Origin of the sequence: Isoptericola sp. NPDC056618 (assembly GCF_042792715.1) — a bacterium.
In the GTDB taxonomy this organism is placed as follows: domain Bacteria; phylum Actinomycetota; class Actinomycetes; order Actinomycetales; family Cellulomonadaceae; genus Isoptericola; species Isoptericola nanjingensis.
Genome location: NZ_JBHTVZ010000012.1, coordinates 2,682 through 20,029, shown reverse-complemented (window position 1 = coordinate 20,029; position 17,348 = coordinate 2,682). Strand labels below are relative to the sequence as shown.

The 17,348-nt window shown below is 75.5% G+C and carries 15 protein-coding genes, 2 tRNA genes and 1 pseudogene; 8 read left to right on the top strand and 10 right to left on the bottom strand.

Annotated elements, in window-relative coordinates; genetic code table 11:
- The first annotated feature begins 53 nt into the window (after nt 1–53).
- Nucleotides 54–635, top strand: a complete 582-nt coding sequence (locus ACFQ8T_RS14485) for a hypothetical protein (RefSeq protein ID WP_430547218.1) — start codon at nt 54–56, stop codon at nt 633–635.
- A 73-nt stretch (nt 636–708) separates the two neighbouring features.
- Here the strand turns inward: ACFQ8T_RS14485 and ACFQ8T_RS14480 are convergent.
- The 3 genes from ACFQ8T_RS14480 to ACFQ8T_RS14470 form a co-directional block, all read right to left on the bottom strand.
- Nucleotides 709–781, bottom strand: a tRNA-Ala gene (locus ACFQ8T_RS14480).
- Nucleotides 782–831: 50 nt separating this feature from the next.
- Entirely contained in the window at nt 832–2,160 is a 1,329-nt protein-coding gene (locus ACFQ8T_RS14475) for a hypothetical protein (protein WP_430547217.1), read from the bottom strand.
- 93 nt (nt 2,161–2,253) lie between these two features.
- Nucleotides 2,254–2,895, bottom strand: coding sequence for a GNAT family N-acetyltransferase (locus ACFQ8T_RS14470; protein ID WP_430547216.1), 642 nt, complete (start codon nt 2,893–2,895; stop codon nt 2,254–2,256).
- A gap of 112 nt (nt 2,896–3,007) precedes the next feature.
- On the opposite strand from ACFQ8T_RS14470, the gene ACFQ8T_RS14465 reads away from it, so the two are divergent.
- Nucleotides 3,008–3,673 (top strand): 5-formyltetrahydrofolate cyclo-ligase, encoded by a 666-nt coding sequence (locus ACFQ8T_RS14465; protein ID WP_430547215.1) that lies wholly within the window; start codon nt 3,008–3,010, stop codon nt 3,671–3,673.
- Between the two features lie 4 nt (nt 3,674–3,677).
- On the opposite strand, the gene ACFQ8T_RS14460 is transcribed toward ACFQ8T_RS14465, so the two are convergent.
- Nucleotides 3,678–4,229 carry a CGNR zinc finger domain-containing protein gene (locus ACFQ8T_RS14460; RefSeq protein ID WP_430547214.1) on the bottom strand — a complete coding sequence of 184 codons (552 nt, stop codon included), beginning with the start codon at nt 4,227–4,229 and terminating at the stop codon, nt 3,678–3,680.
- Nucleotides 4,230–4,370: 141 nt separating this feature from the next.
- Between ACFQ8T_RS14460 and ACFQ8T_RS14455 the strand changes: the two genes are divergently transcribed.
- Nucleotides 4,371–4,814, top strand: a complete 444-nt coding sequence (locus ACFQ8T_RS14455; protein ID WP_430547213.1) for a VOC family protein — start codon at nt 4,371–4,373, stop codon at nt 4,812–4,814.
- 33 nt (nt 4,815–4,847) lie between these two features.
- Nucleotides 4,848–5,288 carry a hypothetical protein gene (locus ACFQ8T_RS14450; RefSeq protein ID WP_430547212.1) on the top strand — a complete coding sequence of 147 codons (441 nt, stop codon included), beginning with the start codon at nt 4,848–4,850 and terminating at the stop codon, nt 5,286–5,288.
- A 72-nt stretch (nt 5,289–5,360) separates the two neighbouring features.
- On the opposite strand, the gene ACFQ8T_RS14445 is transcribed toward ACFQ8T_RS14450, so the two are convergent.
- Entirely contained in the window at nt 5,361–8,096 is a 2,736-nt protein-coding gene (locus ACFQ8T_RS14445; protein ID WP_430547211.1) for a penicillin acylase family protein, read from the bottom strand.
- Nucleotides 8,097–8,199: 103 nt separating this feature from the next.
- Between ACFQ8T_RS14445 and ACFQ8T_RS14440 the strand changes: the two are divergent.
- Nucleotides 8,200–8,340 (top strand): annotated as a pseudogene (locus tag ACFQ8T_RS14440) (FmdB family zinc ribbon protein); the annotation flags it as partial.
- Between the two features lie 14 nt (nt 8,341–8,354).
- Here ACFQ8T_RS14440 and ACFQ8T_RS14435 read toward each other — a convergent pair.
- Nucleotides 8,355–8,534 carry a hypothetical protein gene (locus ACFQ8T_RS14435; protein ID WP_430547318.1) on the bottom strand — a complete coding sequence of 60 codons (180 nt, stop codon included), beginning with the start codon at nt 8,532–8,534 and terminating at the stop codon, nt 8,355–8,357.
- A 148-nt stretch (nt 8,535–8,682) separates the two neighbouring features.
- Here ACFQ8T_RS14435 and ACFQ8T_RS14430 point away from each other — a divergent pair, with 148 nt between their 5' ends.
- A complete protein-coding gene (locus ACFQ8T_RS14430; RefSeq protein ID WP_430547210.1) occupies nt 8,683–9,471 on the top strand; it encodes an SAF domain-containing protein in 789 nt (262 codons plus the stop codon).
- Between the two features lie 114 nt (nt 9,472–9,585).
- Nucleotides 9,586–10,008, top strand: coding sequence for a large conductance mechanosensitive channel protein MscL (gene mscL, locus ACFQ8T_RS14425; RefSeq protein ID WP_430547316.1), 423 nt, complete (start codon nt 9,586–9,588; stop codon nt 10,006–10,008).
- A 67-nt stretch (nt 10,009–10,075) separates the two neighbouring features.
- Here mscL and ACFQ8T_RS14420 read toward each other — a convergent pair whose 3' ends face one another.
- Nucleotides 10,076–10,282 (bottom strand): hypothetical protein, encoded by a 207-nt coding sequence (locus ACFQ8T_RS14420; RefSeq protein WP_430547209.1) that lies wholly within the window; start codon nt 10,280–10,282, stop codon nt 10,076–10,078.
- Between the two features lie 33 nt (nt 10,283–10,315).
- Nucleotides 10,316–14,839, bottom strand: coding sequence for a hypothetical protein (locus tag ACFQ8T_RS14415; protein WP_430547208.1), 4,524 nt, complete (start codon nt 14,837–14,839; stop codon nt 10,316–10,318).
- Nucleotides 14,840–15,173: 334 nt separating this feature from the next.
- Between ACFQ8T_RS14415 and ACFQ8T_RS14410 the strand changes: the two genes are divergently transcribed.
- Entirely contained in the window at nt 15,174–16,406 is a 1,233-nt protein-coding gene (locus tag ACFQ8T_RS14410; protein ID WP_430547315.1) for an MFS transporter, read from the top strand.
- A gap of 77 nt (nt 16,407–16,483) precedes the next feature.
- Here the strand turns inward: ACFQ8T_RS14410 and ACFQ8T_RS14405 are convergent, their stop codons facing one another.
- Nucleotides 16,484–17,008, bottom strand: coding sequence for a DinB family protein (locus tag ACFQ8T_RS14405; protein ID WP_430547207.1), 525 nt, complete (start codon nt 17,006–17,008; stop codon nt 16,484–16,486).
- Between the two features lie 87 nt (nt 17,009–17,095).
- Nucleotides 17,096–17,168, bottom strand: a tRNA-Arg gene (locus tag ACFQ8T_RS14400).
- Between the last annotated feature and the right edge of the window lie 180 nt (nt 17,169–17,348).

Here is a 17,348-nt window from a genome sequence, read left to right as displayed (position 1 = left end):
GAAGCGGACCGCGCCGACCCGAGCACCTCGCGACGCCGCCTGCGCCGCGAGGCGTGGGGCTTCGCCGTCGGTCGTCCTGCTTCCTCGTCGGGGCGCTCCCGCCGTACGCCGACGCCGTGGGCGCGGTCGGGGCGGGCGTCACGTTCGTCGTCGGGTCCGTGTTCTTCACCGCGGCCGCGTTCGTCCAGCTGAGCCTCAGCGGCCGCCGCCCGCCGCGCGCGGGCACGCACCCCGCCGACCGGTGGGACTGGTGGGCCGCCGCGGTCCAGCTCGTCGGCACCGTGTGCTTCAACGTGAGCACGGTCGCCGCCCTGGCGGCCGCGGTCGACGACCCGGCTCGGCTCGGCGCCGGGTGGAAGCCCGACGCGTACGGCTCGGTCGCGTTCCTCATCTCGTCCGCGTTCGCGATCGTCGCGACCCGCGACCGCGGGCACCTGTGGGACCTCGACGCGCGCACCTGGCACGGCACCTGGCTCAACGCCGTCGGCTCCGTGGCGTTCGCCGCCTCCGCCGTCGGGGCGTACGTGGAGCCGTCCACGGGCACCTACCTCAGCGCGTGGTGGGACCAGGCCGGGACGCTCGTCGGGGCGCTCTGCTTCCTCGTCGCGGCGCTGCTGTCGCGTCGCACGGCCTGACCCAGGACGCGTCCGAACGCGCCCGGGAACGACGAAGGCCGCCGCACCAGGTGCGGCGGCCTTCGGCCTTCGGTGGAGCTAGGGGGATTCGAACCCCCGACCTTCTCATTGCGAACGAGACGCGCTACCAACTGCGCCATAGCCCCGAGAGCGGTGCCAACATTAGCACCCCGTGACGGCAGGTCGCCAAATCGGCTCAGCCCGCCGCGCGACGGCGCGCGAGGATCTGGTCGAGGGGCAGCCCGAGGGTCTCGGTGCGCGGCCGCGGCTCGTCGACGGCCGTCAGGTCCGACGTCGCGTCGGCGGTCGACGACGTGGCGTCCAGGGTGCCGGGGGCCCGCTCCGCGACGGGAGCCCCGGCGGGCGTCGCGGTCGGTCCGAGCGTCGCGCGGACGGTCGCAGCCAGGGCCGCACCGCGTCCGGCCTCGCCTGCCGGGAGCGCACGGCCCGCACGCACGGTCGGGAGCGGCCGCGGCTCGCGCCGAGGCGCCGCCGGCTTCGTGACGTAGGTCGGCAGGGGGACGGGCACGGGCTCCCACGGCTCGCTGCCCACGGGCGGCGGCCCGGCGGGTACGGCGTCGCCGCCCTCCCCGGGGTCCACGACGACGACCGGCTCCGGCGCCGGCGGCCGCTCGTCGGCGCGGACGTCGAAGACCAGGCGCTCCGACGAACCGGCGGCGCGGCGGCGCGTGGCCGGCTCGGGCTCCGCGCTCTCCTCGCCGCGCGCGTCGTCGGCGGGGACGGTCACGCGGGCGCTCGGGGAGGCGGGCTCGGTGCGCCGCGTCGTGCGCGGGACGGCGCGGGCCGAGGTCTGGTCGGCGGGGGCAGCCACGCGCGGGATGAGCTGGGTGTGCGTCGCCGACGGGCGCACCGCGTGGCCGGTCACCCGGGGGCGGTTGCGCGGCGCGTGCGGTCCGCCGTTGGCGAGGGCCCTGGCCTCGGTCGCCTGCCGCTGCGCCTTCTTGCGCTCCGCGACCCAGCGCGCGTCGGCGCGCCGGGCCTGCAGCACCGCGACGCGGCCCAGCACCAGCACGACGAGCAGCAGCGCGGTGGGCGCGGCCGCGGCGTACCAGCCGACCAGGCCGAGCCCGACGACGATCCAGCCGCCCACCGTGACGAGCAGCAGGAGGACGGTCAGCAGGAGCCGACGGCGCGCCCTCGCGGCGCGCTGCTCGAGCAGGGCGAGGCGGGACTCGCGGGGTCGGTCGGCCTCCCCGGTGGCGCGCGGGGCCGTCAGGGCACGCGACGCGCCCCCGTCGTCGTCCAGACCCATCGGTCGCTCCCCTCGTCCGCCCTCCGACGACGTGCCGGGCACCAGCAGCGGCGTCGCGCCGCCGGTCGGGGTCGTCACCCCGCGCGTGCCGCCCGCGCCCGCCACCGCCAGCACCCGGAGCCCGCCGGAGAACCTGTCGTCCACCCGCGCGTCCTGCAGCTGCTGGCGGTGCCGCAGCCGGTGCGGCACCCAGAAGCCCAGCCACAGGACGAACAGCGCGAGCACCGCGAGTCCTGCCGCCGACGTTTCCACGTCACGACGGTAGGGGACGCGACGACGCCGCCGACGCACGCCGTCGCGGCGTGTCCGTGGTCGGGTCGCGGGTCCGGGGACCGCGGGACGGCGTCAGTCGCCGTCGCGCACCCGCTGCCAGCGGGCCAGGAGGCCCTCCGGCACGTCCTCGGTGGTGAGGGCGAAGGTGCGGTGGTCGCGCCACCGGCCCTGGATGTGCAGGTAGCGCTCGCGCACGCCCTCGTCGCGGAACCCGAGCTTCTCCACCACCCGCAGGCTCGGGGCGTTCTCGGGGCGGATGTTGATCTCGATGCGGTGCAGCCCCAGCACGGCGAGGCAGTAGTCGCCCGCCATGGCGACCGACGTCGGGATGACGCCACGACCCGCGACCTCGCGCGACACCCAGTACCCGATGCTCGCGGAGCACAGGGAGCCGTAGACGATCTGGGACACGGTGAGCTGCCCCACCAGGGCGCCGTCGAGCTCGACGGCGAACGGCAGCGTCGTGCCCGCGCGCGCCTGGGTGGACAGTGCCCGCAGGTAGTCGCCGAACGTCGACACGGCGGGCCGCTCCCCCGGCGACGTCGCCTCCCACGGCTCGAGCCAGCTCGCGTTCGCCGATCGTAGGCGCAACCATTCGGGGCCGTCCTTGCGGCGCAGCGGGCGCAGCACGACGGTGCCCGAGGGCCCGTCCTCGCGCAGCGTCACCGGCCACGGCCGGGACACGACCCATCCGCGGGCGAGCTTGTGCGTCATGCCACCTCGTTCCGTCCCGACGCTCCCACCCCTGCCCGCGGGCCGGAGCCGTTCTCGGCGTCTCCGGCGCGCGCCGGGAACTCCCCGGACGGGACCCTGCCACAATGGCCCCATGCACGGCGACCGCAACGGATCGAGAGCACACCAGCCGTACCCCGTCGTCGCCGGGATGGAGGCCGCGGACGCCAAGGAAGAGCTCCGCCGGGCCATCCGCGCGCACCGCGCCGAGCGCTCCCCGCGCCTGCGTGACGAGGCCGCGCACGCCTTCGCCGAGGTCCTCGCCACGGTGCCCGCCGTCCGCGACGCCGCGGTCGTCGCCACCTACGTCTCGCGACCCACCGAGCCGGGCACGCACGTCCTGCTGGAGCAGCTCGCCGCGCGCGGCGCCCGGGTGCTCCTGCCCGTGCTCGGCGCGGGCCTGGCCCGCGACTGGGCCGAGTACGCCGGGCCCGACGACCTGCTCGAGCGCGCCCCGGGCCGGCCGCCCGAGCCGAGCGGCCCCGCCCTCGGCGCCGAGGCCATCACCCAGGCCGACGTCGTCGTGGCGCCCGCCCTCGCCGTCGACGACCGCGGCGTCCGCCTCGGCCAGGGCGGCGGCTGGTACGACCGGCTGCTGAAGATCCGCCGCCCGGGCGTGCCCGTCGTCGCGCTCGTCTTCCCCGAGGAGCTCTACGACTCCGCCACCCACCCGCTGCCCGCCGAGGAGCACGACGTGCCCGTGCACGCCGTCGTCACACCGGACGGCTGGCGGGAGCTCCCCGCCGTCGCCGGGGCCTGACGGGTCAGGCGCCCGCGCCCGCGCGCTGCCGCGCACGGTAGGCCGCCGCCTTCATCCGGCTGCCGCAGGTGGCCATCGAGCACCACTCGCGGCGCCGACCGCGGGAATGGTCGAGGTAGACCTGCGTGCACTCCGGCCGCCCGCACTCGCGCAGCAGCGCGGCGGCGTCCCCGCCGACGATCTCGACGGCCTCGCGCGCGAGCTGGGAGAGCACCTGCCCGGCGCCACCGACCCGTGACCATCCCGCGTCGGTCAGCACCGGGACCAGCGGCGCGTCCGCGGCGTAGCGGTTGACCGTCTCGACCGCCCCGGCGGGCAGGGCCTGGTCGTGCAGCCGCGCCCAGATCAGCGCGTAGACCGCCTCCCGCAGCTCGACGGCGCGCTCGACGTCGGCCGCGCCCGAGGACGGGGCGGCGGACAGCAGTCCCGACTCCACGCACCACGCGTCGAGGCCCGCGGCGGACGCCAGCTTCTCGGTGGGCTCGTCGTTGCGGCGTGCGCGGAGCGTGCCGACGAAGTCGAGCGCGAGGGTGCCGCAGGGAAAGGCATGGATCACGTCACCACCCTGGCAGGTGACACCAGGCCGCGCAAGACAGGAACGCGTGACCATCACCACTTTGACAGGTGACGGCGATCGGAGGAAGGTCGTCACCAGTCAGACCGGTGACGCCGGTCTCCGAGAACACGGAGGAACACCATGAAGCTCGCCCTCGAGATCGTCGTCCTGCCCGTCTCCGACGTGGACCGCGCGAAGGACTTCTACACGGCGCTCGGCTTCCGCCTCGACGCCGACTTCCGCAGCGAGCGGGGTCTGCGCGTCGTCCAGGTCACTCCCCCGGGATCCGGGGCGTCCGTCATCTTCGGCGAGCACCTCACCGACGCCGCCCCCGGCTCGCTCCAGGGGCTGCACCTCGTCACGACCGACATCGCCACGGCCCGCGAGGAGCTCCGCGAGCGCGGGGCGGACGTGAGCGAGCTCTGGCACGACGCCGACGGCGTCTTCCACTGGGCCGGGGACGCCCACCGCGTGCCCGGCCCCCACCCGGCCGCCGACAGCTACGCCACCTACGCGTCGTTCGCCGACCCGGACGGCAACGGCTGGGTGCTCCAGCAGGTCGTCACCCGCGCGCCGGGCCGCTGACACCCACCTCGACGAGACCTCGGAGACCACACCATGACCACCGCGCCCCGCCTCGACCGCGCCGACCAGGAGGCGCTCGCCCGGTTCCGGGAGGCCGACCACCGCGCCGGCCGGAGCCTGTCGCCCGCCGTCGTCGAGGCGTTCGAGCGGCTGACGCCCCGACAGCTCGACGCCCTCCTCGCCGTCACCGGGGACGACGGCGCGGCCGACGCCCCGTCGCCGGCCCGGGCCGACGACCCGACCGGGCCGCACGGGGTCGTGCGCCGCTGGTGGCGCGGCCCGGGCCGCACGGTCGTGGCGCTCGGGGTCGCGTTCGTCGCGGCGACCGCCACCGCCGTGACAGGCATCGCGCTGCTCGAGGACTCCACGACCCCGCCCGCCGCCGGGTCGGACCAGGTCGTCGACGCGGGCGACCTGGCGCAGCAGCTCGCGTGGGCCGACGCCTACGGCGAGGCCTTCGCGGACGACTTCTGAGCCGAGACGCGGACGAGCCCCGGACGTCGGGACGTCCGGGGCTCGTCGGGTGCTCGACGGCCGCTCGGCCGCTCAGGGCACGAGCGTGGCGCGCGTCTCCGCCGACTCCTCGACCGCCTCGCGGGTGAACGGCCACGCGAAGGTCTTCCCCGCGGCCCACTCGTCGAGCTGGTCGTCGTAGTGCGACGACGCCGGGTGGCCGGACACTCCGGTGACGGTCACCCACGTCGACGCGTCCAGGTCGGCCATGTCGACCACCATCCGCATGGACGGGCCGGTCGTCACGGCAAAGCTGCCGGTGCCGGCGTCCCACCCGGTCGCGTTGACGATGGACGAGCCACCGGGCATCCTCACCGGGTCCGGGTTGACGAGGTCGCGCACCAGGCCGGGCACCGCCTCGCCGCCGATCACCGGGTGCTCGAGCTGCAGCGTGTGCAGCGTGCCCCAGTCCCAGTCGGTCGGCTCCTTGGACAGCTCGACCGTGAGGTCGCGGCGCGCGCTGGTCAGGGCCCGCGTGAGGATCTCGTCGCGCGACTCGACGACGTTCGCCGTCGTGCGGTCGTCCCAGAACGCGTCCTCGGACCGGTCCAGCATCGACTTCACCACCAGGAGCCACTGCGACCCGCCGTCGGGGCGCATGCTCGGGGGCAGGTCGTCCCAGAACGCCTCCTGCAGGAGGTTGCGCCACACGGCGGCGAAGTAGGCGGCCGCCGGGGAGTCGGCGTCCATCCGGTAGTCCCAGTCCGCGAGCAGGTCCTGCCCGGCGGCGACGTAGGAGTCGTCGAGGTCGATGTCGAGCAGGGTGGGCACGAGTGCCTCCGCGAACGCCGACCAGTCGTCGTTCTGGATGCGGTTCATGTCCTCGGCCGTGAACGGCCGGCCGGACGCGATCTGCTGGGCGAGCAGGGTGCGGATGCGCTCCGAGCGGTACCCGTAGTCCCAGTCGTCCGCGAGATAGGGACGCGCCCCGTCGCGCAGCACGGCCTGGTTGGCCGCGACGACGAAGCCCTCCTCCGGGTCGAGCGCGCGCGGCATGTCGTCGTCGTCCACCCACCCCTGCCAGTCGTAGCGCGGGTCCCAGCCGGGGCGGGGCCAGGTGCCGTCGGACGGCACGGGCCCCTTCACCTCGGAGCGGACCGGGATGCGGCCCGGCGCCTGGTACCCGATGTGCCCGTCCGTGGTGGCGAACACGATGCTCTGAGCCGGCACCTCGAACAGCGCGGCCGCCGCGCGCACGTCGTCGGCGTCCTTCGCCGTGTCGAACGCGAAGACGGCGTCGGCCGTGCGGCCGGGCTGCAGCGCCGTCCACTGCAGGGCGACGGCGTACTCGCCGAACTCCGTGCCCTCCGAGGTGGGCGAGCCCACGACGTCCCCGACCTCGAGCACGTCCGAGACGATCGGGCCGTGCTCGGTGCTGCGGACCGTGATGTCGACCGGGGTGCCGCCCGCGACCCGGATGGTCTCCTTGCGGGTGTCGAGCTGCTCCCACTGCTCCGCACCGACGTCCTTCAGCCACGTGTCGCCGCGCACCCGCTCGATGAAGAAGTCGGTGACGTCGGCGCCCATGTTGGTCAGGCCCCACGCGAGGTCGCCGTTGTGCCCGATGACGACGCCCGGGAAGCCGGCGAACGAGAAGCCGGCGACGTCGAACGGGCACTCGGCGGAGACCTCGTTGCAGTGCAGGCCCACCTGCGACCAGATCCCGGGGGCGGACAGCGCGAGGTGCGGGTCGTTCGCGAGCATCGGCTCGCCCGACTCCGTGTGCTCCCCGGACACGACCCACGAGTTGGAGCCCGCCGCGTCGCCGCGGCCCACCAGCACCGGCACCGCGTCCAGCGCGCTGCGCGTGGACTCGACGGCGGCGCCCAGCGCGGCGGTCGCCTCGCCGGCCCCGCCGGTCGCGCGGCCGGTGAGGGCCGACGTCAGCTCGGCGTCGGTCCCGGTGTCGGCACCGGCGTCGTCGCCCTCCGTCGCGTCGCCCGACGCCCGCGCGGGCCGCTCGTTGTCCAGGTCGCGGTTGCGCAGCACCGGCCGGTTGCCGCTCTCGGCGTACGCCGGGAACAGCTCGTCGACCAGGTCGGTCTCGCCGAGGGTGCTGTACGCCAGGGCCCGGTCGAGCTCGCTGTCGTAGTTGCCGCGCAGGTCCCAGGCCATCGCCTTGAGCCAGGCGAGCGAGTCGACCGGGTCCCACGGCTCGGGCTCGGCGACGTCCACGCGCGCCCCGAGCACCGTGTACTCGACGCCGAGCTCCTCGGGGTCGCGGCTCTCCAGGTACGCGTTGACGCCCTGCGCGTAGGCCTGCAGGTACTCGCGCGACTCGTCCGAGACGAGGTTCCACTCCTGCTCGGCCACGCGACGCCACCCGAAGGTGCGCGTCACCTTGTCCGCCTCGATCGCCTCCGGGACGTCGCCGACGAGCTCGGCGAGGCGGCCGGACGTCACGTGGCGGCGGTAGTCCATCTCGAAGAAGCGGTCCTGCGCCTGCAGGTAGCCCTGGGCGCGGAACAGGTCCTCGGGGGTGTCCGCGTAGACCTGCGGCACGTCCTGCGCGTCGCGTCGCACCTCGACGGCGGAGCTGAGCCCCGGCACCTGCTGCGAGCCCTCGTGGTCCGGCAGCGGCCGGCGCAGCGTGACGACGGTGAAGACCGTGCCGGCCACGAGGGCCAGCACCACGACGACGGCGACACCGACGACGGCGCTGCGGAGCCGCGAGCGCCGGCGGGGTGCCTCCTCGGTCTCCGTCACGTCCTGGGAGGGGTCGGGCTCGGACGGGTTTCCGGGTTCTGCAGGGGTGACGGTCGCTGACACGCAGGCGAGACTACCGTCCGGCGTATGATTGGCACTCGCATCACCTGAGTGCCAGCATCGCGCCCCTCCCGGCGGGTGCCGGCGTCCGCCACGAGGAGATCACGTGCCCACCTACGCGTACCGGTGTGCCGACTGCGGCCACGCCTTCGACGTCCACCAGTCGTTCACGGACGACTCGCTGACCGTCTGCCCCGAGTGCGGCGGGACGCTGCGCAAGCAGTACGGCTCCGTGGGCGTGACGTTCAAGGGATCGGGCTTCTACCGCACCGACTCGCGGTCCGGGTCGGGCAAGGGCTCCGGCTCGTCCTCGAGCTCCTCGTCGTCGAGCGGCTCGTCCGCTTCCTCGGGCAGCTCCTCCGGCAAGGACTCGTCCTCGAGCGGCTCGTCCTCGACCAGCTCGTCGAGCACCTCGTCGTCCGGGTCGTCCAGCACGTCCAAGGCCGCCTCCTCCTGATCGTCCGGCGGTCCCCGGTCGACGACGCCGTCGCGGCGGTCCCGACCGCGGACGCTGCCCCCAGGCCGGCGCCGTCCACAGGCTGTCGCGCCGCACCGACGTCCGGCGACCGGGCGACCTAGCGTCGCCCGCATGCCGCCGCTCGACACGCTCCCCCGACCCGACATCCGCCGCGCCCCGGAACCACGGTCCGGGCCCCCGCGTCCGCCCGACCCCGGTGGCCCGGCCTGGCGGCGCCGGGTCGCACGCCGGCTGCGGTCCCTGCTCTGGCGGGTGCGCTTCGTGCTCGCCGCCGTCTGCTGCGGGCTCGCGGCCGCCGCCGTCGTGCAGGCGGTGCGGCCGGCCCCGCCGCCCACGGTGGACGTCGTCGTCCCCGCCCGCGCGCTCCCGGCGGGCGAGCCCGTGGCCGCAGCGGATCTCACCACCGTCGCGGTGGCCGACGCCCTCGCCCCCGACGGCGTCGCCACGGACCCCGCCGAGCTCGTCGGGCGCACGCCGGTGACGGCGCTGCCCGCCGGGGTCCCCCTCCACCCCGGGCTGCTGCCCGGCGGCGGCGTGGTCGCGCAGGCCCCGCGGGGGACCGTCGTGGTGCCCGTGCGGCTGGAGGACACCGCGGCCGGCTGGCTGCGGCCGGGCGACCGCGTCGACCTGGTCCTCACCGGCGAGGCCGCGCGGGCCGCCGGCACCGACCGTGCGGACGACGAGGGTGACACCGAGCGGGACGACGCCTACCTCGCGCGGCGCGCGCTCGTCCTGCCGCGGCCGGACGCCGTCGAGCCGGTCGACGGCGGCCTGCTGGCGGGCGCGGCGCCGGCGTCCCAGGATGCCGACGTCACCCTCGTGGCGGTGAGCAAGGGCGAGGCCCCGGGGCTGTCCGCCGCGTCCGGGTGGGGCACCGTCGGCGCGGTGCTCGTGCGGTGACCCGATCGCGGCCGCCGTTGCAGCCCGCCGCGTCCCCCGCGAGAATCGGCGACCGTCAGCCCACGCCCGGCTCGCCCGGGCGCGCCGCACCACAGGGGGAATCACGTGAAGAGCATGTTCGCAGGCTTCAAGGAATTCATCATGCGAGGGAGCGTCGTCGATCTCGCCGTCGGCATCATCATCGGCAGCGCGTTCACCGCCGTCGTGACGGCGATGGTCGACAACATCCTCAACCCGATCATCGGCGCGATCTTCGGCAAGCCCGACCTGACGAACCTCTGGGACATCACGCTGCGCGGCGCGCACGGCGACATCGGCCCGTCGGTGCTGTCGGTCGGCGGCTTCCTCGACGCCGTCCTCAACTTCCTCATCGTCGCGGCCGCGCTGTACTTCGCCATCGTGATGCCGCTGAACAAGCTCGCCGAGCGCCGCGCCCGCGGCCAGGAGGTGGAGCCGGAGCCGCTGGCGCAGGACACGGTCCTGCTGCAGGAGATCCGCGACCTGCTCGCCGCGCAGTCCGGCCGCTCGCGGTACTGACCCGCGGTACCGACGCCGCCGGCCGAGCCCGTCGAGACCTGGTCCCCGGGGCCTGCCGACCGCGTCGTCAGCGCCGGCCCCAGTGCGGCGGCACGTCGCGCAGCAGGCGATCGTCGTTGTCGTCGTGACCGCCACGGTCGTCGGCGGTCTCGCCCGGCACCGTCTCCCGCTCCGTGCCCTGCCGGACCACACGGCGCCGCACCCGCTTGCGCGGGGTCGGTTCACCCGTCGGGGTGCCGGACGCCGGGCCGGCCGGTGCGGTGGAGTCGCTCACCCGACCATTGTCGGGCATCGCCCGCCGGTCCTGTCAGGCCTCGGGCCGTGCCTCGCCCTCGTCGCCGGCCGAGGTCCCGGCGTCCGCCTCGTCCGACGTCACGTCGTCGGCGTCCACCCCGGCCTCGTCCTGGACCGCCGCGCCGTCCGCCGGGGCGGCATCGCCGTCCAGCACGGTCGCGGCGTCCATCGGGGCGGTCTCGAGATCGTCGTTCCGCACCGGCGCCACAGCCAGGTCCTCGACGGCGACCTCGACGACGTCGGGCGCGACGCCGAGGTCGACGGGCGGCTCGTCCTCGTCCGGGAGCACCGGCACGACGACCTCGCGCGGGGGCACGACGCCGCCGGCGGTGCCGATCCGCTCGTCACGCACGCGCTGCACGAGCCGGCGCACCCGGTCGGCCTCGCCGTCGGGGTCGAGGAACGCGGCGGCGGACCAGACCTGCGTCACGACCCAGCCCAGGCGCTCCAGCCGCTCGGCGAGCTGCCGGTCCCGCACGCGCACGGACGGCTCCGCGACGTAGGCGGCGTCGTCGGTCAGCACGGCGACGAGCAGCTCGCCCGGCAGGTCGGGGTGGCCCACGACCAGCGGGATGCGATCGCCGTCCGGGGCGCCGTAGTCGGTCTCGACGAGGTAGCCGAGCTTCCACAGCCGCTCGCCGAGGTCGACGAGCAGGCGGTCCGGCGCGCGACCCACGTCGACGCCGTTCCCGAGCCGCACCTGGTCGGCGACGCCGGACCGGCGCTCGGCCAGCTCCAGCGTCTCGACGAGCAGCCGGGGGCCGGCGCTGCGGAGGCGCTCGGGGTCGAGCGCGTCGGCGGTGAAGCAGGACACGACGTGCAGCCGCTTGCGGGTGGCGCCCAGCGCGCCGACCAGCATGGCCTCCCCCCCGGCCTCGCCGAGCACACCGAAGCGGTGCAGCACGCGGCCGTGCGGCGTCCGACCGAAGCCGACGGACAGCAGCACCGTGTCCCGCGAGAGCCCGGCCACGCCGGTGATGTCCGCGACGACGACCGGCTCGGGCCGCGAGCCCGAGAAGAACGGCGCCAGCGCGGGGTTGGCGCGGACCTCCGCGAGCAGCGCCTCGCGCACCCGGTCCGCGTGCGCGGCCGTCACCGTGACGATCGCGAACGTCTCCTCCGGGCGGGTCAGGGCGTGCTCGATCGACACCTCGACCACGCGGTCCACCTCGGCCTGCGTGCTCTCCACGCTCCCCGAGACCGGGTCCGGCATGCCGGTGCCCTCCACGACGTCGAGGTGCACCAGCGGCTCGGCGCGCGGCAGTGGCGCCGGGCGCAGCAGCCCCTCGTAGCCGTGCGCGGCGAGCAGGCGGGTCAGCTCCGGGTCGCGGCTGTGCTCGTGCGGCTGCAGCGTCACCGTGGGCAGCAGCGCGGACAGCTCGTGCACGCTGGTGCCGGACGCCGACCGCGGGTCCCCCACCACGACGACCTGCCGTCCGCGCGCGAGGGCGGGCACCACGACCTCCGTGGGCACGTGCTGCACCGCGTCGAGGATCACGACGTCGGCCGTGCGGTGCTCGGGGAGCAGGTGCGGCACCAGGGTGGGCGTCGCGACCAGCGCGGGGCGGAGGCGGCGCAGGATGTCGCCGTGCCGCTCCGCGAGGTCGCGCAGCGTCGTCAGCCGGCCCTCGATGAGCTCCGTGAAGAGGGCCTCCGCGGAGTCCCGGTCCTCGCGCATCGCGGTCCCGAGGTGCGCCCGTGCCGCCACGCGCACCGGCTGGGACAGCGCGGCGAGGTGCTCGCGGTCGAGGTCGCGGAAGCGGCGCGCGAGCGCGTCGAGCCCGACGCCGTCCTGCCCGGCGAGCACGGGGTCGCCGGCGAGCAGCTGCTCGAAGACGGACGACCACCAGGCGAGCTCCAGCTCCGCGGCGACGAGGTCGCCGGGCACGCGCCGGTCGATGAGGTCGTCCACGAGGTCGCCCACGCCGGCGGCGCGCGCGGCACGCAGCAGGCTGGTGCGCTCGGGCAGCACGGCCAGCGAGTCGGCGTGGCTCGCCAGCCGCTGCAGGCGCTCCGCGAGGCCGTCCAGGTCGAGGTCCAGGAGGTGGCCGCCCAGGGTGGTCGGCGCCAGCACGGGCTCGAGCGCCTCGAGGTCGATGCGCACGGCCTCGTACGTGTCCTCGATGGACGCGAGCCCCTCGGGGAGGGTCGGCCAGCCGCCGCGCTGCGCGTGCTCGGCCCAGACGTCGCGCTGCTCCTGCACCTGCACCAGCGCCTCGTGCAGGTTCGGCACCCGCACGCCGGGGCGCACCATGTCCTTGGCGCGCTTGTGCAGCCGGCGGCGCGCGAACCAGCCCATCTCGATACCGTGCTCGGCCCGCCAGCGCCGCGACGCGGTCGCCTGCACGAGGTCGGCCGCCGTCCGCTCGAAGACCATCGGGTGGAACAGGTCGAGCGTGCTGCGCATCCCGCCGAGCATCGCGAGCTGCTCGCCCCAGCCGCGCACCGTCGTCGGCGTCGTCAGGCCCGTGACCTCGCCCGTGTACGCGAGCTGGCGGCGCAGCTGCGGCAGGGTCACGTCGCGCAGCCGCTCCACGCGCACCAGCGCCTGGCGGGCGTCGTCGTCGGTCATCAGGTGCGCCCCGTACCAGGGCGTCGACGCCGGTCGCAGGGTGAACGCGCCCAGGGCGGCGGCCCGCTCCAGCCCGGCGGCGACCTCGCGTCGTCGCTCCGGCGTCAGCGCGAGCACCGACTCCGAGGCGAGCCGCACGGTGGTCGACGGCGCGGGCCGCTCGGCGGTCAGGCGCGCGAGCGCCTGCAGCGCGTCGTACGCGGACACCTGCCACGGCGAGCGCGGCTGGTGCAGCGCCTCGATGTATCCCGTGAGCTGGGAGCGCGTGCCGATCAGGGCGTCACGTACGCGCGCGGTGCCGTCCACGTCGACCTGCTCCGGCTCGCTCGCCATCGCGGACAGCAGCCGTCGGGTCACGTCCTCGCGCCACGTGGGGTGCGGCGGCACGTCGAGCAGCAGGCTCTCCAGCCCGAGGGACTCCAGCCGCAGCGCGAGCCGGTCGGCGGCACGCCGGTGGCCGGTCACGTAGAGCACGGAGCGGCCCGCGGCGGTCGCCTCGCCGACGACGGCGGCGAGAGTGCCCGCGACGTCCGAGCCGACGGGGGCGTCGACGAACAGGTGCCCGCCCGTGGCCAGCGCGTCCAGCACGGAGCGCTGCTGCGGGTCGAGGTCGCCCACGCCCCGCTCGCGCGTCGGGTCCGCGTCGCCCCGGCGCAGGGCCGGCAGCTCCAGCGAGGCCAGCCGCTGCGCCGCGTCGTCCACCCCGGCGAGCGCCGCCACCACCTCGTGCCGGTGCAGCGACGGCGCGAGCTGGTCGAGGTCGTCGACGAGCGCCTGGCCGGGGTGCACGAACGTGCCGACGAGCACGCGGCGGTCGAGCTGGAAGTCGTCCAGGACGGCCTCGCCCAGCGCCGCCACCCGCGCCAGCACGTCCGTCGGGTCGAAGCCGGCGAGCGTGAACGTCGCCTTGGCGAGCGCCGCCGGGTCGAGCAGCGCCCCGTGCGCACGCAGCGTGCGCGCCACCACGGGGTTGATCTCGACCGTCGGCTCCAGCGTGAGGTCGTAGTCGGCACCGCCGTCCCCGCGCGGGGTGAGCGTCACCGGTCGCAGCACGACCGGCGCGTGCACCACGCGGCCGGCGGGCATCGCGGCGTCGGGGTCCGACGGCGTCGCGCGCGGCGCGGCGACCGGCTCGCGTGCCGCCATCGACACGACGGGGATCGACGTCGTCAGCGCGGGCCCCTCGGCGTCCTGGTCCTCCGGGGCCACGGGGCCCTCGGCAGCCCCGGTGACCGGGGCGCCGTCCTGGTCGCTCGCGGGTGCTGCGCCCGGCTCCGCCCCGTCTCCGTCGCCACGGTCGGCGTCGTCGGCCGGGTCGCCGTCCGCAGGGGCGGCCGTCGTCGTGCCCGACGACGCGACCCGCGCGAGCGCCGCGACGTCGTGCCGCTGCGGCCCGCCGCCTCCGAACGGGACCTCCGGTCCGTCGTCGTGCTCGGTCCAGGTGGCGACGCCGATCGCGAGGTAGGTGGGCGCGACGCCGTACCGGGACGCGTGCTCGGCTGCGCGGGCCGCCACCGCCCGCGCCCGACGCCGCGCGGCGGGCAGCGCCTCGCCCTCGCGCACCAGGTTCGACAGGCGGGTCGGGCGCCCCGCGAACAGCCCGGCGACCCCGTTCGGGTGCGCCTTCGAGAGGTCGACGATCGCCTCGCCGAGCAGGCCCACGTCGGACAGGGACGAGCCGCCCACCATCTCCACCAGGGAGGCGCGCCAGCGGCGCGTCGCGGCCTCGACGGAGGCCGCCGCCGCGGACGACGCGCTCTCGCGGCGGCCGTCGGCACCGGACGGGCCCGGCGGTCGCGGGGACCGGCTGCCGGCGGCGTCGCGCGCGGAGGTGTCGTCGGGGTGGTCGGGTCCCGCCGCCGGGCCGCCGTCCGCGCCCGTCCGCGGGGACGGGTCCGGCGCGGCGGGTGCCCCGGCAGAGGGGTCGACCGCGGTCGTGGCGGTGGATCGTCGGGCGGCTCTCACGCCAGCACGGTAGAACGGGCTGCCGCCGCGCCGGTGTCGGCGCGCCGAGGAACCGCCGGAGCACACGCTCCCGGGGACCCGCGAGGGGTGCGAAGGACGGGAGCGTGTTGACGCCCCCTCGGCGGGGGGTCCGAAGGGGCGTCGGGCCGGGCTCGGCCCGGCAAGGGACAGCGCGCACCGCGCAGGGGGCGGGCGATGCGCGCTGTCACCGAGAGTGTGCCGCCCAGCAGGGACGACGTCAATAAGGGACGGGGGCGAACCTCGCAACCCGTCTGAGGAAAATCAGAGGAGGGGCGCCTGCCCGGGGCACCTAGGCTGGGCGCCCGTGAGAAGAATGGTCGAGGCGGTGGCCCCCGCACGCATGGGCACCGGGTTCCGGTGGCTGATGTCGGCGTCGTGGGTGAGCAACATCGGCGACGGCGTCGCCCTTGCCGCGGGACCGCTCCTCGTCGCCTCGCAGACGAGCTCCGCCATGCTCGTCGCGCTCGCCGCGATGCTGCAGCGCCTGCCGTGGCTCGTGTTCGGCCTGTGGGCCGGCGTGCTCGCCGACCGCCTCGACCGGCGCCGCCTCGTCATCGTCGCCAACCTGCTGCGCGCCGTCGTCGTCGCCGCGCTCTGCGTGGTGATCGTGACCGGGCACGTCAACATCGGCGTCGTCCTGGCGGCCATGCTGCTCATGGGCGTGGCCGAGGTCTTCGCCGACACCACGTCCCAGACCCTGCTGCCCATGCTCGTGCGGCCCGCCGACCTCGGCACCGGCAACGCGCGCCTGCAGGCCGGGTTCCTCACCGCGAACCAGCTCGTCGGGCCGCCGCTCGGCGCCGCGCTCTTCGCCGCAGGGGCCGCGTGGCCGTTCGCCGCGCAGGTGCTGACCGTGCTGCTCGCCGTCCTGCTCGTGAGCAAGGTCGTCCTCACGCCCGTACCCCCGGCCGACGGCGCCGACCCGGCCACGCCCCGCAAGGTGCGGCACGACATCGCCGAGGGGCTGCGCTGGATCTGGACCAACCCGCCCGTACGCACCCTCGCGCTGGTGATCCTCGTCTTCAACGCCACGTGGGCGGCACCGTGGGGCATCCTCGTGAAGTACTCGCTGGACTACCTGCACATGGGCCCCGTCGGGTACGGACTGCTCACCACGGCCGCCGCCGTCGGCGGGCTGATCGGCACGTTCTCGTACGGCTCGCTCGAGCGGCGGTGGTCGTTGTCCGCCCTCATGAAGGTGTGCCTGACGCTCGAGGTGCTGTTCCACCTCGCCCTCGCCCTCGCGACGACCGGCTGGGCCGCGATGGCGATCCTGTTCGTCTTCGGCGCGTACTCGTTCGTGTGGGGCACCGTGTCCAACACGGTGCGGCAGCGCGCCACGCCCACCCGCTTCCAGGGCCGCGTCGGCTCGGTCTACATGATGTGCGTGTTCGGCGGCATCGTCGTGGGCAACGCGATCGGCGGCGTGCTCGCCGAGCACTGGGGCCTCACCGCGCCCATGTGGTTCGGGTTCGTCGGCGCCGGCCTCACGCTCGTGCTCGTGTGGCGACAGCTCGCGCACATCGCCCACGCCCAGGCCGACTGACGCGAGGTAGTACCGGGCCCCACGAGGTAGTACGTGTCCCCGCGAGGTAGTAGCGCGACCCGCGAGGTTAGTAGGTGCTACTCCCCCGTCGAGCCGTCCGCCAGCTCCCGCACGACGTCGAGGTGCCCGGCGTGCCGGGCGTACTCCTGCAGCACGTGGAAGCAGATCCACAGGAGGGTCGGCACCTCGTCGTCCGCCGCGAACCGCCCGCCGACGGCCGCCCGTGCGGCGAGGTCGTGGCCCGCCAGGATCTCGCGCGTCCGCGCGCCGCCCGCGTGCAGGTCGGCGACCAGCTCGTCGCGGCTCACGTCGTCGGGCACGTGCCAGGGGCTCTCCGGGGCGTCGTCGACGTTGTCGCCCCACGGGTGCGCGACCTGCTCGGCCAGGAACCCCCAGACGAACCAGCGCCGCTCCATGTGCACCAGGTGAGTCAGCAGCTCCAGCGGGGTCCAGCCCGACGGCAGCCGGCTCTCGCGCAGCTGGGCCTCGGTCAACCCGTCGAGCTTCCGGACCACCACCGCGCGGTAGTGGTCGAGGTAGGCGGCGAACTGCTCCGCCGGGTCGGCTGAGTCCAGGCGCGGTTCGACGTCAGGGGAGGTCACGACGTCAGCGTACGTCCGCCCCAAGAACCCTGGCGTGGCTTCCGAGGAAGCGTGCGACCTGGGCGTATGAACATTTCCTTACCAAAGTGCGCCTGAGAGGATTCGAACCTCCGACCTACCCTTTAGGAGAGGGTTGCTCTATCCACTGAGCTACAAGCGCATGCCGCTTCGACGAAGAAGGCGACCCACAGCCTAGCGCCCGCACCCCGAACCACCGGCATCGGTACGCGCCGACGACGCGACAGCCGCCGTCAGCCGCTCACGTCGGCAGTTCGGGTCGGGGTCGGCAGTTCGAAATTCCCCGCCGGACCCCCACTTCCGGCCGGAGGGAACCCACGGC